The sequence below is a fragment of the Cellulomonas oligotrophica genome (assembly GCF_013409875.1).
Lineage (GTDB): Bacteria > Actinomycetota > Actinomycetes > Actinomycetales > Cellulomonadaceae > Cellulomonas > Cellulomonas oligotrophica.
Genome location: NZ_JACCBK010000001.1, coordinates 580,366 through 594,859, shown reverse-complemented (window position 1 = coordinate 594,859; position 14,494 = coordinate 580,366). Strand labels below are relative to the sequence as shown.

Below are 14,494 nucleotides of genomic sequence, written 5' to 3'. Positions count from 1 at the left end.
CACCTCCGGCTCAGGTCGTGCTCAGGTTCGACGCAGGTGCGCGTGCTCTCGCGCGCGTGGGGGCGTCAGGCGTCCGCGCAGGCCCCGGCACGTGCCAAGATGCCACCGGAGCACGTCGACGACGAGTGAGGGACGAGCATGAGCAACCCCGACGCGGACACGTCCCGCGGCCCCCGGATCCTGCTGTACAGCGACGACGTCGACACCCGTGAGCAGGTGCGGCTCGCGGTCGGCCGCCGCCTCGGGCGCGGCGAGCCGGACATCGAGTGGGTCGAGGTCGCCACCGGCGCCGCGGTCGTCGCCGCCGCCGACGCGGGCGGCCTGGACGTGCTCGTGCTCGACGGCGAGGCCGACAAGGTCGGGGGCATGGGCCTGGCGCGCCAGCTCAAGGACGAGGTCTACCGCTGCCCGCCCGTGCTCGTCCTGACGGGCCGCCCGCAGGACGCCTGGCTGGCGTCCTGGTCGAACGCCGACGCGGTGGTCAGCCGGCCCCTCGACCCGGTGCTGCTGCACACGGCCGTCGCGGACCTGGTGCGCTCGGGCGCCGACGCCCGATGAACGAGGTCACCACCTGGTCCGACCTGCTCACGACGCTGGTCCGGGGCCAGGACGTCGACGCCGCGCGCACGCGCTGGGCGATGGACCGGATCATGAGCGGCGAGGCGGCGCCGGCCCACGTCGCGGGGTTCCTCGTCGCGCTGCGCGCCAAGGGCGAGACGACCGAGGAGGTCCTCGGGCTCGCGGACGAGATGCTCGCCCACTCCCGGCGCTTCACGGTGCCCGGCAGGTCCGTCGACATCGTCGGCACCGGCGGCGACCGCCTGCACACGGTGAACGTGTCGACCATGGCCGCGCTCGTCGTGGCCGGCACCGGCCTGCGCGTGGTCAAGCACGGCAACCGGGCCGCGTCGTCGTCCTCGGGCTCCGCCGACGTGCTCGAGACCCTCGGGGTCCGCCTCGACCTGCCCGTCGAGCGGGTCGCCGCCCTGGCGGAGGAGGTGGGCATCACGTTCTGCTTCGCCCTGGTCTTCCACCCTGCGATGCGGCACGTCGCGCCCGTCCGCCGCGACCTGGGGATCGCGACGGTCTTCAACTTCCTCGGCCCGCTGACCAACCCGGCGCAGCCGTCGGCGGCCGCGATCGGCGTCGCGGACGCCCGTATGGCACCGATCCTCGCGGGCGTGCTGGCGCGGCGGAGGACCGACGCGCTCGTCTTCCGCGGCGAGCGGGACGGCCTGGACGAGCTCGCGGCCACCGGCCCCTCGCGGATCTGGGAGGTCCGCGGCGGCGAGGTCCGCGAGGAGGTCGTCGACTGGGCCGCGGAGGGGTTCGCCCCCGTCACGGTCGACGAGCTGCGCGGCGCCGACGCGGCCTACAACGCCGGTGTCGTGGAGCGTCTGCTCGCGGGCGAGCCCGGGCCGGTGCGCGAGACCGTGCTGCTCAACGCGGCGGCGGCGATCGTGGCCGACGGCACCCTGCCCGGGACGGGGCAGGGCACGCTCGTCGAGCGGCTGCGCGCCGGCGTGGCGCTGGCGGCCGCGGCGGTCGACGGCGGTGCGGCGGCCGACGTCCTGGCGCGCTGGCGCGAGGCGTCGGCCTGACACCCGTCGTGGTGCGCACCGACGCCGCGGCGGCGCGGCGTCGGTGCGGTACCGGCGCGGTGTCGTTCAGTCCTCGATGCCCAGGGCGAACGCCGACTCCAGGTCGAGCCGGGAGTAGGCGCGGAACGCGATGTACGTCTGCGTGCGCAGCACCCCCTCGACCTTGCTGACCTGGTCGGCGATGACGTCGGCGAGGCGGTCGTGCTCGCGCACCCGCACGAGGGCGACGAGGTCGACCTCCCCGGTGACCGAGTAGACCTCGCTGACGCCCTCGATCTCGGCGATCTGCGCGGCGACCTCGGGGATGCGTGCGGCGTCGCAGTCGATGTGCACGATGGCGGTGAGCATGCTCGCCATCATGCCGTGCTGCGCACCGTCGCGTCCCGCAGCCCGTCGCCCGGCGCCCCCGGGGCGGTGAGCTCCGGCGCCGCCAGGTCCAGGGCGACGGCGGTCGCGGCGTCCTGCACGGCGTGCGCCGACCGCACGGGCAGCGACCAGCCCGCGGACGCGTGCACGAGCCGCGTCCCGGGCTGCTCGAGCCAGGTCAGCAGCAGGTCGGTCTCCTCCGGGTGCGCAGACGTCGCCGGTGCGGTGGGGACGGGCACGTGCTCGCCGGTGGCGCGCAGGGTCCGCACCGCCGGCAGCGGGTCGGTGCCGCGCGCGACGACGGCGGTCCCGGCCAGGCGCCCGTGGCGCACGAGGACGAGCTCCCACCCGCCCTCGTCGGAGCGCCGTGCGGCGACCATCTCCGCGAGGCCGGCGAGCGACCCGTGCCGCTGGGCGCGTGCCGCGCCCCGCACGAACGCCTGGAGGCGGTCGCGCACGCCCGCGGCCTCCTCGTACCGCTCCTGCGCGGCCAGCGTCCGGATGCGCGTGGCGTGCGCGTGCACCACGGCGGACGGGTCGCCGGTGAGCGCGGCCCGCACCTGGGCCACGACCGCGCCGTACCCGTCCGGTCCCTGCTCGCCCGTGCACGGACCGCCGCAGCGCCCGAGGCCGAGCAGCGCGCACCCGTGGGCGTCCGCACGGGGGACCAGCGGCAGCCGCCCGGCGCACCGGCGCAGCGCGAACGTCTCGTGCAGCGCCTCGACCGCGAGCCGCGCGGCCCCGGTCGAGGTGAACGGGCCGACGTGCGCGAGGCCGAGGTCGTCGCGGACCTCGCGGACGAGCGTCAGCCGGGGGTACGGCTCGACGGTCAGCCGCACCCACGGCATGCGCTCGGGCGCGCGCGAGCGACGGTTGTACGCCGGGGCGTGCTGCGCGATCAGGCGCAGCTCGCGGACCCGCGCCTCGAGGGGCGTCGCGCACACGACCGGGTCCACGCGCGTGGCCAGCCGCACCATCTCGGTCATCCGGGGGCGTCGTTCGGCCGACGTGAAGTAGCTGCGCACGCGCGTGCGCAGCGAGGTGGTGGAGGTCCCGACGTAGAGCACCTCCTCGCGCGGGCCGCGGAACAGGTAGACGCCGGGGGCGTCGGGCAGCCCGTCCGCCAGCGTCCGGCGGCGACGCACGTCGGGCGGGACGGGGTCGGCCGCGGTCGCGAGGTCCTCCAGGTGCGTGACGCCGAGCGGCGCGAGCCGGCCGAGGAGCGCGTGCAGCACGTCGACCGTGGCGCGCGCGTCGGCGAGCGCGCGGTGGTTCGGCGTCTCGGTCGCGCCGAACAGGGCCGCCAGCGTGCCGAGCTTGTGGTTCGGCGCCTCGTCGCGCGTGACGACCCGACGGGCCAGCCGGACCGTGTCGACGACCTGGTGCCCGGGCCAGGCGCGCTCGCACCGCGCCGCAGCGGCTCGCAGGAAGCCGACGTCGAAAGGGGCGTTGTGCGCGACCAGCACGCTGCCGCGCGCGAACTCCAGGAAGCTCGGCAGGACCTCCTCGATGCGCGGGGCGCCGACGAGCATGGACGTGGTGATGCCGGTGAGCACCTGGATGAAGGGCGGCACCGGGCCGCCGGGGTCGACGAGCGTCTGGAACTCGCCGAGCACCTGGCCGCCGCGGACCTTGACCGCCCCGATCTCGGTGATCGCGTCCTCGGTGGCGCGTCCGCCCGTCGTCTCGAGGTCGACGACCACGAACGTGACGTCGGACAGCGGCGTGCCCAGCTCGTCGAGGGCGACCTGCACGCCCGTGCCCGGGGGAGCGGCGGTGGCGCCCGTCCCCTGCCCCGGTGCGGGGGCGGGGCGCAGGCGTCGGGTGCTCGGCATGGCGCGCACGCTACCCACCGTGTCCGACACCGGCGGGCACCTACGGTGGGGGGATGAGCGAGCAGGACGTCCGACCGGTCCCCGCGCCCCTGCGTGCGGCGGTGCTGCGGCTGGCGGCCGACGTGCTCGGCGAGGTCGAGGAGGTCCAGGTGCCGGCCTCGCTGCGGGCGGTGCGCCGGTTCGCGCCGCGCCGACGGGCCGCGGCCGGCGCGGGGCCGCTGTGGGCTGCGCTGCACGAGGACGACGGCTTCCGCGCCCGGGTGACCCGGGTGTGGGCCCTCGGCGACCCCGCCACGGCGCAGCAGCTGGCGGGCGACGAGCGGCCGTCGCCGTCGTGGGCCGCCGCCGCGGGGGCGTGGCTGCAGGGGCAGGACTGGAGCGTCCTGGTGCCCGCCGCCGACCCGGTCGAGCCCGACGACGACCGCGCCCTGGAGTCGTCGCGACGTCAGGTCGAGGACCTGCGGGCCGCCCTCGGCGTCGCCCGGGAGGGCGAGCGGCTGGCGCGCGAGGAGCTGGCGGGGCTGCAGCGCGAGCTGCGCCGCCTGCGCTCGGACGCCGACCGGGCGCGCAGCGAGGCCCGCCGCGCCGGGGAGCGGGCCGCCGCGGACCTCGAGGCCGCCCGGGCCGCACGGGCCGAGGCCGAGGCCCTGCTCGGCCGTGTGCAGGACGAGCGCCGGGCCTCGCGGGCCGAGCAGGGCGCGGCCCGCGACGCCGAGCGGGCCGGCCGGCGCCTCGCGGACGCCCGCGTGCGGCTGCTGCTGGACACGCTCGTCGACGCCACGTCCGGCCTGCGGCACGAGCTCGCCCTGCCGCCCGCCGCGGCGACGCCGGCGGAGCTCGTCGCGCAGGCGCAGGCCGGCGACGCGACCCCGGCGCGCCCCACGTCGCGGGGGCGGCAGGTCGACGACCCCGCGCTCCTGGACGACCTGCTGCGGCTGCCGCACGCGCACCTGGTCGTCGACGGCTACAACGTCTCCAAGACCGGCTGGCCGGGTCTGCCGCTGGCCGACCAGCGCCGGGTGCTCGTCGACGCCCTCGCCCGGGTGGCTGCGCTCACGGGCGCCGAGGTGACGTGCTGCTTCGACGGGCAGGAGGGGCACCGCCCGCCCGCGGCGCAGCGGGGCGTGCGGGTGCTGTTCTCGACGGGCGAGATCGCGGACGACCTGCTGCGCCGCCTCGTCGCCGCGGAGCCCCCCGGCCGGGTGCTGGTCGTGGTGACCAGCGACCAGGAGGTCGTCCGCGACGTCGAGGCGGCGGGGGCGTGGGCCGTGCCGTCCGCGACGCTCGTCGCCCGCGCGCAGCGCTCGTGACGCCGCGCAGCGCTCCGTGACGCCGCCGCACGCGGGGGTCAGTGCACGGGCGCGTCCGCGTAGAGGGCGTCGACGTCCGCCGCGAAGTCCTTGAGGACCTCGGCGCGCCGCACGCTGAGCTTGGGCGTGAGGTACCCGTCGGCGATCGTCAGGTCGCGGTCGAGGATCCGGTACTTGCGGATGGACTCGGCACGCGAGACGGCCTTGTTGGTGCGCTCGACGGCCTTGTCGAGCGACGCGAGGACGTCCGGGTCCTTGGCCGCCTCCTCGACGCTCATGGCCGGCTTGCCGTGCGCGGCGAGCCAGCCGGGCACGCCCTCGGGGTCGAGCGTGATGAGCGCGCCGATGAACGGGCGCTGGTCGCCGACCACGACGACCTGGCTGACCAGGGGGTGCCCGCGCAGGCGGTCCTCGAGCACGGCCGGGGCGACGTTCTTGCCCGCCGCGGTGACGATGATCTCCTTCTTGCGGCCCGTGATCCGCAGGAAGCCGTCCTCGTCCAGGGAGCCCAGGTCGCCGGTGCGGAACCAGGGACCGTCCATGGTCTCCGCGGTCGCAGCCGGGTTGGCGTGGTACCCGCGGAACACCTGGATGCCCTGGATCTCGACCTCGCCGTCGGCGGCGATCCGGATGGCGGTGCCGGGCAGCGGCGGGCCGACGGTGCCGATCTTCGTGCGGTCGGGCAGGTTCACGGTGGCCGGTGCGGTGGTCTCGGTCAGCCCGTACCCCTCGAGCACCTTGAGCCCGACGCCGCGGTAGAAGTGGCCGAGCCGTTCGCCGAGGGGCGCACCGCCGGAGATCGCCCACTCGACCTGACCGCCGAGCACGGCCCGGATCTTCGACAGGACCAGCACGTCGGCGACCTTGTGCTGCAGCCGCAGCCACGGGCTGGGCCCGCGCGGGGTGTCCAGCGCCCGCGAGTACACGATCGCCGTCTTGGCGGCGCGCTGGAAGATCGCGCCCTTGCCGCCCGCGGCGGCCTTCTGCTCGGCCGAGTTGTAGACCTTCTCGAACACGCGCGGCACCGACAGGATGAACGTCGGGCGGAACGTGCCGATGCCCTGGACGAGGGTCTTGGTGTCGGGCCAGTGCCCCAGGACCGCCCCGGCGGGGATCGTCAGGACGTGCACGAACCGCGCGAAGACGTGCGCGAGCGGCATGAACAGCATCGTCCGGGCGTTCGGCGAGCTCACGACCACGCCGAGCTTCTCGACCGCGTTCGTCGTCAGCTCGGCGAAGTTGCCGTGCGTCAGCTCGACGCCCTTGGGCCGGCCGGTCGTCCCCGAGGTGTAGATGATCGTGGCGACGTCGTCGCGCCGGGCCGCGTGGCGGCGCCGGGCGATCTCGGCGTCGTCGACGCCCGCCCCGTCCCGCACGAGGGCGTCGACGGCGCCGTCGTCGATGACGAGCACCTCGCGCAGGGTCGGCGCCTGGGCCCGGACCTCGTCGACGACGGCGGCGTGCGCGGCGGTCTCGACGACGAGCAGGCTCACGTCCGCGTCGGTGAGGATCCACTCGACCTGCTCCGCCGACGACGTCTCGTACAGGGGGACCGGCACGGCGCCGGCGGCCCAGGCCGCCCAGTCGAGCAGCGACCACTCGTACCGCGTGCGGGACATGATGCCGACGCGGTCGCCGACGCCGACGCCGCGGGCGACCAGCCCCTTGGCGACGGCCACGATCTGCGCGTCGTACTCGCGCGCCGACAGGGGCTCCCACGGGGCGTCGTCGGACGCCTTGCGCTCCACGACCGCCTTGTCGGGGGTGGCGCGCACGCGTGCGGCGAGCAGGTCGTTGAGGTTGTCCGCAGGGTCGGTCTCGACCAGCTGCGGCGTGCGGAACTCCTCCATCGTCTGACTCCATCGGCAGGGGGTGGGGTAGGTCACAGGATACGGGACGCAGGGCCCTTGACCAGGGCGCCCGTCCGGGTGCTGCCCCCGGCCGGCCGGCCGGTCCTGCGGGGGTGGCACCGCCCACCCGGGACGGTCGGGTGCGCACGCTCCCACGGCGGCCCGCTAGCGTGGGGGCGTGCGTGCGAGCGACGCACGCCCCCCACGTCAGGAGCGAGGAACCTCATGCACGCCATCGGTGTCGACATCGGCGGGACGAAGATCGCGGCCGGGGTCGTCGACGACGAGGGCCGCATCCTCGCCAAGACGCGCCGCGACACCGACCCCGACGACGTGGCCAGCATCGACGCGGCCATCGCCGACGTCTACCGCGAGCTGACCGCCGACTTCGAGGTGCGCGAGGTGGGCCTGGCGGCGGCCGGGTTCGTGGCGGCGGACCGCTCGGGCGTGCTCTTCGCGCCGAACATCGCCTGGCGCGACTACCCGCTGCGCGACAAGGTCGCCGCGCTCATCGACGCGCCCGACGTCCGGATCGTCGTGGAGAACGACGCCAACGCGGCCGGCTGGGCCGAGTTCCGGTACGGCGTCGGCCGCGACGCGCAGGACATGGTCCTGCTCACGCTCGGCACCGGCCTGGGCGGTGCCGTCGTCACGAACGGTCGCCTCGTGCGCGGGGCCTGGGGCGTCGCGGCCGAGATCGGCCACATGCGTGTCGTGCCGGGCGGCCACTACTGCGGCTGCGGGCACCAGGGGTGCTGGGAGCAGTACGTGTCGGGGTCGGCGCTCGTGCGCGACGCCCAGGCCGCGGCGATCTCCCAGCCGGCGCGCGCGCAGCACCTGCTCGACCTCGCCGGCGGCACCTCGGCCGGGATCACGGGGCCCATGGTGACGGCGGCGGCCCAGGCCGGCGACGCGCTCGCGGTCGACCTCCTCACCGGCCTGGCCACGTGGGTGGGCGAGGGCGCCGCGACCGTGGCCGCGCTGCTCGACCCCGAGCTCTTCGTCCTCGGCGGCGGCGTCAGCGCCGCGGGCGACCTGCTGCTCGGGCCGGCGCGCCAGGCGTTCGCCGAGCAGCTGTCCGGCCGCGGGCACCGTCCGGAGGCGTCGATCGTCATCGCCGCGATGGGCAACGACGCGGGCATGGTGGGTGCCGCGGACCTGGCCCGCGTCCTGGACTGAGGGCCGTCAGACGACCGCGCCGGTGTCGTCGTCGGACGGGTCGCGCCGGTGCGGCATCCGCCACACCAGCAGGCCCACCGCGGCGACGAACACGACCAGGGCGCCGCGGACGAGCAGGGTCGGCGCGTCGCGCCAGCCCAGCGCCACCACGAGCAGGAGCAGCGGGGCGGCCGCGACGGCGACCCACGCCATCGTCAGCAGCGGGTCGCCGCCCAGCACGGGGCCGGGGTCCGGCGGCACGAAGTGCTCGTGGTCGTCGACGGCGTCCTCGGCCTCGTCGTACTGCGCGGTGCCGTCCCAGTCGCGCCCCGACAGGACGACGGGCCCGGCGGCGCCCGCCGCGAGGACGGGCTCGTCCGCCGGCGAGCCGTCCTCCGCCGGGCGCCGCGACGCGGGGTCGGCGTCGTCGCCCAGCCCCAGGTCGAGGTCGCGCAGGTCGTCGAGCCGGGCGACGATCGACGCCCACGCGGCGTCCTGCTCCCCGCCCGGTGCGGGGTGCGCCGGAGGCGGGGGAGGGGCCTCGCCGGGGCCGTCGGGCCCCTCGGCGGGCGAGCGGTCGTCGGCGCCGGGGGCGTCGTCGGGGCGAGCAGCCATGTGAGCACTCTAGAGTCGGACCGGACGTGCCGACCCGGTGCACCCGCACCGTCGGTGCGACGGACGGCACGCTGGCACGCGGACGGGCGCCCCCCCGGGCCGTCGGTGAGGAGAGATGTTGTTCTACTGGTTGATGAAGCGGGTCTTCGTCGGGCCGCTGCTGCGGCTGGTCTACCGGCCGTGGGTGCGCGGTGCGCAGCACGTCCCGGGCGACGGGCCGGCGATCATGGCCAGCAACCATCTCGCCGTCATCGACTCGTTCTTCCTGCCCCTCGTGCTCGACCGCGAGATCGTCTTCATCGGCAAGCAGGAGTACTTCACCGGTCGGGGTCTCAAGGGCCGGATGACCGCGGGGTTCATGCGCGGCGTCGGCACGATCCCCGTCGACCGCGGCGGCGGCAAGGCCAGCGAGGCCGCGCTGCGCACGGGCCTGCGCCGGCTGCAGGAGGGCGGGCTGTTCGGCATCTACCCCGAGGGCACGCGCAGCCCCGACGGGCGCCTCTACCGCGGCAAGACGGGCATCGCGCGGCTCGCGCTGGAGTCCGGCGCGCCCGTGGTGCCGGTGGCCATGGTGGGCACGGGGGTGGCCCAGCCCATGGGTCGACGCATCCCCAAGGTCATGCGGATCGGCATCGTCATCGGTGAGCCCATGGACTTCAGCCGCTACCGCGGCATGGAGAACGACCGGTTCATCCTGCGCTCGGTCACCGACGAGATCATGTACGCGATCATGAGCCTGTCGGGCCAGGAGTACGCGGACGTCTACGCCGCGACGCAGAAGGCCAGGATCGCCACGGGGCACCCCGCGGCGGCCGCCGCCGAGGAGCGGCTGCCGGCCGCGCCGGGCGGTCGTCCGGTGCCCGATGTCCAGGTTCCGGTCCCGCCGGAGGACGGCCCGGCGCCTGCGTAGGATGACCGAGGTCCCGGACGCGCTCCGGGCCCGTGCCGTGCCCGTCGGGCGCGTGCCCGACGTGACCGCCGTCCGATCTCGTCGCGGACCCGGACCTCGGTCCCGGCCCCGGCCCCGGACCGCGCGGCACGCTGGGCCCGCCGCGCCGCGGGCGTGGCAGCTCCCTGTGCTCGTCCAACGAGAGGTGTGTCCCCATGTCGGTCCGTCGCGTCGCCCTCCTGACCGCCGGCGGTTTCGCTCCGTGCCTGTCGTCCGCCGTCGGCGGGCTCATCGAGCGCTACACCGAGATCGCACCCGAGGTCGAGATCATCGCCTACCAGCACGGCTACCACGGCCTGCTGCGGGGCGACAAGATCGTCATCACGCCCGAGGTCCGCGCCCAGGCCGGCGTGCTGCACCGCTTCGGCGGGTCGCCCATCGGCAACTCGCGCGTCAAGCTCACCAACGCCAAGGACTGCGTCAAGCGCGGCCTGGTCGCCGAGGGGCAGGACCCGCTGCAGGTCGCGGCCGAGCAGCTGCAGGCCGACGGCGTCGACGTGCTGCACACCATCGGCGGCGACGACACCAACACCACCGCGGCCGACCTCGCGGCGTACCTCGCGGACAACGGCTACGGCCTGACGGTCGTCGGCCTGCCCAAGACGATCGACAACGACGTCGTCCCGATCAAGCAGTCGCTGGGTGCGTGGACCGCCGCCGAGGAGGCCGCCGGGTTCGCGGCGAACATCATCGGCGAGCACCGCTCGGGCCCGCGCATGCTCATCGTCCACGAGGTCATGGGCCGGCACTGCGGGTGGCTCACGGCCGCCGCGGCGGCCGAGTACCGCCGGTGGCTCGACCAGCAGGAGTGGGTCCCGGGCATCGGCCTGTCGCGCGAGCGCTGGGACGTGCACGCGGTCTTCCTGCCCGAGCTCGCGCTCGACATCGACGCCGAGGCCGAGCGCCTCAAGGCGATCATGGACAGCCAGGGCAACGTGAACATCTTCCTGTCCGAGGGCGCGGGCATGCACGAGATCGTCGAGCAGCTCGAGGCCGCCGGCGAGACCGTCGAGCGCGACCCGTTCGGGCACGTCAAGCTCGACACGATCAACCCCGGCCAGTGGTTCGCCAAGCAGTTCGCGGCCAAGCTCGGCGCGGAGAAGACCATGGTCCAGAAGTCCGGGTACTACTCCCGCGCCGCGGCGGCCAACGCCGAGGACCTGCGTCTCATCAAGTCGATGACCGACCTGGCCGTCGAGTGCGCGCTGCGCGGCGAGGCCGGCGTGATCGGCCACGACGAGGAGCAGGGCGACCGGCTGCGCGCGATCGAGTTCCCCCGGATCGCCGGCGGCAAGGCGTTCGACGTCTCCCAGCCGTGGTTCGGTGCGCTCCTGCAGGACATCGGCCAGCAGCTCGTCCCGGCGAGCCACGCATGAGCGTCGAGCCGGACCCGCGGGTGGTCGCGGGCCTCGACGCGTGGGAGCAGCTGCAGGCGGCCCAGCAGCCGAGCTGGCCCGACGCCGTCGAGGTCCGACGGGTGCGGGACCGGCTCGCGACCCTGCCCCCGCTCGTCTTCGCCGGCGAGGCGGACGCCCTGCGCGCGCAGCTGGCGGCCGCCTCGCGCGGCGAGGCGTTCCTGCTGCAGGGCGGTGACTGCGCCGAGACGTTCGCCGAGGCCACGGCGGACAACATCCGCAACAAGGTCAAGACCATCCTGCAGATGGCGGTCGTCCTCACCTACGGCGCCAGCCTGCCGGTGATCAAGATGGGGCGGATGGCCGGGCAGTACGCCAAGCCGCGCTCCTCGGACGCCGAGACGCGCGACGGCGTGACGCTGCCGGCGTTCCGTGGCGACATCATCAACGACCACGCGTTCACCGAGCAGGCCCGCACGCCCGACCCGCAGCGGCTGCTGGAGGCGTACCACACGTCCGCCTCGACGCTGAACCTCATCCGGGCCTTCACGACCGGCGGGTTCGCGTCCCTGCTGCGCGTGCACGAGTGGAACCGCGGCTTCACGGCCAACCCCGCGTACGCGCGGTACGAGGAGATCGCGGCCGAGATCGACCGGGCCATCCGCTTCATGGCCGCGTGCGGCGCCGACGTCGACGCGCTGCGCACCGTCGACTTCTTCGCCAGCCACGAGGGCCTGCTGCTGGACTACGAGCGGCCCCTCACGCGCATCGACTCGCGCACGGGCCTGCCGTACGACTGCTCGGGCCACTTCCTGTGGGTCGGGGAGCGCACGCGCCAGCTCGACGGCGCGCACGTCGACTACTTCTCGCGCGTGCAGAACCCGATCGGCGTCAAGCTCGGACCCACCACGTCCGGCGACGACGCGATCGCGCTGATGGACCGGCTCAACCCGACGGGCACCCCCGGGCGCCTGACGTTCATCACGCGCATGGGCGCCGGCAAGGTCCGCGACCTGCTGCCCGCGCTCGTCGAGAAGGTCACCGCCGACGGCCGGCCCGTCACCTGGGTGTGCGACCCGATGCACGGCAACGGCATCACGACGCCGAGCGGCTACAAGACCCGCCGGTTCAGCGACGTGATGGACGAGGTCGCCGGCTTCTTCGAGGTGCACCGCAGCCTCGGCACCGTCCCCGGCGGCCTGCACATCGAGCTCACCGGCGACGACGTCACCGAGGTGCTCGGCGGCGGCGAGGAGATCGACGAGGCGGGCCTGGCCCGTCGCTACGAGACCCTCGTCGACCCGCGCCTGAACCACCAGCAGTCGCTGGAGCTCGCGTTCCAGGTGGTGGAGCTCCTCCGCCGCGCCTGACCCGCAGCACGGCCGCAGGCCCCGGACCCGTTCGGTCCGGGGCCTGCGTCGTCCGCGGCTCCGGGCGTCGCGTCCGACGCCGGTCAGACGACGGTGAGCACGACCTCGGTGCCCTTGCGCACCTGCTCCCCGGCAGGGACGCTCTGCTGCCGCACGGTGCCGAAGAGCCCGCCGAGCACGTTCTCCCGCTTCGCCGACAGCCCGAGGTCCTCGAGCTCCTTCTTGGCGACGGCGAACTGCTTGCCGGTCAGGTCGGGCATCTCGACGCTCTCGGGGCCCAGGGAGACGACGACCTTCACCGTGTCGCCGCGGCGGCCCTCGGTGTTGGCGGCCGGCTCCTGGGAGATGATCAGGCCCGCGGCGACGTCGTCGCTGTACTGCTCCGTCGCCTCGATCTTCAGGGCGTCGGGCTCGAGCTGTGCCGTCGCGTCCTCGACGCTGATCCCGACGACCGAGGTGATCGTCACCGGGGCCGGGCCGGAGGAGACGACGAGCCGGACCGTCGACCCGCGGCCGACCTCGGCGCCCGCCGTCGCGTCGGCGCCGTCCTCGAGGGTCGCCGACAGCACCTGCCCCGACGGCGCGGTGTCGTGGTGCTCCGGCGTGCCGTAGTCCGCGACCAGGTCGGCGGACTCCAGGGCCTGCTCCGCGTCGGCCTGCATGGCCCCGACGAGGCCGTCGGGCACCGTCACCAGGTCGGGGCCCTTCGAGACGACGTACGCCACGGTGCCGTCCTTGCGGACGTCCTCCCCGGGGCCGGGATCGGTCGAGACGACGGTGCCTTCGGGAACCACGTCGTCGAACGCCTCGGTCGGCGACGCGTCGAGGTTCGCGCGCGCGAGCGTCTCGGCCGCCTCGTCGGCGCTCGCGCCGACCAGCGGCGGCACGGTGGTGTAGGCGCCCGGCCCGGCCAGCGCGTACCAGGCGCCGCCCCCGCCGAGCAGCGCCAGCACGAGCGCCACGACGACCACGGCACGCCACGGGCGGCGGGCTCGCGCGGGAGCGGGGGTCGGCGGACGGGCCGTGACCGCACCGATCGGCAGGGCGACGGTGCTGCCGCGGGCGTCGAGCGCGAGCACCGTGGTCCGGCCGCTGTCGTCCGTCTCGGCGGGGGCGTCGTCCTCGGCGCCGGGATCGGTGGCCGACGGCAGCACGATCGACGGGACCACGTCGGCGCCCCGCGCCAGCGTCGCGTCGTCGAGGCTGGCCCGCGTACGGCGGACCAGGTGGAGCGCGGCGGTCGCGTCGACCGGGCGGTCCGCGGGCTCGCGGGCGGCCAGGGCGCCGACGAGCTCGTCGACCTCCGACGGCAGCCACTCCTGCAGCGACGACGGCGCCGGGATCTGCGAGTTGACGTGCTGGAACGCGACCTGGATCGGCGTCTCGCCGACGAAGGGCTGACGACCGGTGAGCATCTCGAACAGCATGACGCCGCACGCGTACACGTCGGTGCGCACGTCGCTCGCGCCCTGCGCGACCAGCTCTGGTGCCAGGTAGGCGACGGTGCCCAGCACGGTGCCCGTCGTCGTCGACGTGACCTCCGTGACGGCCCGCGCCAGGCCGAAGTCCCCGACCCGCACCCGTCCGTCCGTTCCGATGAGCACGTTCTCCGGCTTGACGTCGCGGTGCACGAGGCCGACGCGGTGGGCGGTGGCGACGGCGTCGAGCACCTGCTCGAGCACGCGCAGCGCCTCGCCCACGGGCAGCGCACCGCGCTCGCCGAGCGTGCGTCGCAGGGTCTGGCCGTCGACGTACTCCATCGTCAGGTACGACGTCTCGCCGTCGACGCCCTGGTCGAACACGGCGACGAGCCCCGGGTGGGTCAGCCGGGCCGCCGTGCGTGCCTCGCGGCGGAAGCGCGCCACGAACGCCTCGCCCGACGTGCCCTCCGCGAGGTGCGGGTGCATGACCTTCAGCGCGACCTCGCGGTCGAGCCGGCGGTCGACCGCGAGGTACACCGTGGCCATGCCGCCGCGCGCGATGCGTGAGACGACCTCGTACCGGCCGTCGACGAGACGGCCGACGAGCGGATCGGTGACGGTGGCTCCCACGCGCGGGAGTCTACGGTCCGCGATGGGCCGGACG

Annotated in this window: 12 protein-coding genes; 7 read left to right on the top strand and 5 right to left on the bottom strand. The window is 75.3% G+C overall.

Going from position 1 to position 14,494, the window contains the following annotated elements; all coding sequences use genetic code 11:
* Window positions 1-138 precede the first annotated feature (138 nt).
* The gene (locus BKA21_RS02650) at window positions 139-558 is read left to right on the top strand and encodes a response regulator transcription factor (RefSeq protein ID WP_140458758.1); all 420 of its coding nucleotides are present in this window, start codon (window positions 139-141) and stop codon (window positions 556-558) included.
* Window positions 555-1,601, top strand: a complete 1,047-nt coding sequence (gene trpD / locus BKA21_RS02645) for an anthranilate phosphoribosyltransferase (RefSeq protein ID WP_140458759.1) — start codon at window positions 555-557, stop codon at window positions 1,599-1,601. The genes BKA21_RS02650 and trpD overlap by 4 nt, the downstream gene beginning before the upstream one ends.
* Window positions 1,602-1,667: 66 nt before the next feature.
* Here the strand turns inward: trpD and BKA21_RS02640 are convergent, their stop codons facing one another.
* Window positions 1,668-1,949: an Lrp/AsnC family transcriptional regulator gene (locus BKA21_RS02640; RefSeq protein WP_140458760.1), complete on the bottom strand. Its 282-nt coding sequence runs from the start codon at window positions 1,947-1,949 to the stop codon at window positions 1,668-1,670.
* 8 nt (window positions 1,950-1,957) lie between these two features.
* Window positions 1,958-3,802 carry a DEDD exonuclease domain-containing protein gene (locus tag BKA21_RS02635; protein WP_140458761.1) on the bottom strand — a complete coding sequence of 615 codons (1,845 nt, stop codon included), beginning with the start codon at window positions 3,800-3,802 and terminating at the stop codon, window positions 1,958-1,960.
* Window positions 3,803-3,855: 53 nt separating this feature from the next.
* Here BKA21_RS02635 and BKA21_RS02630 point away from each other — a divergent pair, with 53 nt between their 5' ends.
* A complete protein-coding gene (locus tag BKA21_RS02630; protein ID WP_140458762.1) occupies window positions 3,856-5,112 on the top strand; it encodes an NYN domain-containing protein in 1,257 nt (418 codons plus the stop codon).
* A gap of 38 nt (window positions 5,113-5,150) precedes the next feature.
* Here BKA21_RS02630 and BKA21_RS02625 read toward each other — a convergent pair whose 3' ends face one another.
* Window positions 5,151-6,962, bottom strand: coding sequence for an AMP-dependent synthetase/ligase (locus tag BKA21_RS02625; protein WP_140458763.1), 1,812 nt, complete (start codon window positions 6,960-6,962; stop codon window positions 5,151-5,153).
* A gap of 225 nt (window positions 6,963-7,187) precedes the next feature.
* On the opposite strand from BKA21_RS02625, the gene BKA21_RS02620 reads away from it, so the two are divergent.
* The gene (locus tag BKA21_RS02620; RefSeq protein ID WP_140458764.1) at window positions 7,188-8,141 is read left to right on the top strand and encodes an ROK family glucokinase; all 954 of its coding nucleotides are present in this window, start codon (window positions 7,188-7,190) and stop codon (window positions 8,139-8,141) included.
* Window positions 8,142-8,147: 6 nt separating this feature from the next.
* Here the strand turns inward: BKA21_RS02620 and BKA21_RS02615 are convergent, their stop codons facing one another.
* Window positions 8,148-8,735: a hypothetical protein gene (locus BKA21_RS02615; RefSeq protein ID WP_140458765.1), complete on the bottom strand. Its 588-nt coding sequence runs from the start codon at window positions 8,733-8,735 to the stop codon at window positions 8,148-8,150.
* Between the two features lie 118 nt (window positions 8,736-8,853).
* On the opposite strand from BKA21_RS02615, the gene BKA21_RS02610 reads away from it, so the two are divergent.
* The 3 genes from BKA21_RS02610 (at window position 8,854) to BKA21_RS02600 (ending at window position 12,409) form a co-directional block, all read left to right on the top strand.
* Window positions 8,854-9,645, top strand: coding sequence for a lysophospholipid acyltransferase family protein (locus BKA21_RS02610; protein ID WP_239072802.1), 792 nt, complete (start codon window positions 8,854-8,856; stop codon window positions 9,643-9,645).
* 194 nt (window positions 9,646-9,839) lie between these two features.
* Entirely contained in the window at window positions 9,840-11,060 is a 1,221-nt protein-coding gene (locus BKA21_RS02605) for a pyrophosphate--fructose-6-phosphate 1-phosphotransferase (protein ID WP_140458766.1), read from the top strand.
* Window positions 11,057-12,409 carry a class II 3-deoxy-7-phosphoheptulonate synthase gene (locus tag BKA21_RS02600; protein WP_140458767.1) on the top strand — a complete coding sequence of 451 codons (1,353 nt, stop codon included), beginning with the start codon at window positions 11,057-11,059 and terminating at the stop codon, window positions 12,407-12,409. The genes BKA21_RS02605 and BKA21_RS02600 overlap by 4 nt, the downstream gene beginning before the upstream one ends.
* A gap of 83 nt (window positions 12,410-12,492) precedes the next feature.
* On the opposite strand, the gene pknB is transcribed toward BKA21_RS02600, so the two are convergent.
* Complete coding sequence (gene pknB, locus BKA21_RS02595) at window positions 12,493-14,460, bottom strand: Stk1 family PASTA domain-containing Ser/Thr kinase (protein ID WP_140458768.1); 1,968 nt, start codon at window positions 14,458-14,460, stop codon at window positions 12,493-12,495.
* Window positions 14,461-14,494: the final 34 nt, after the last annotated feature.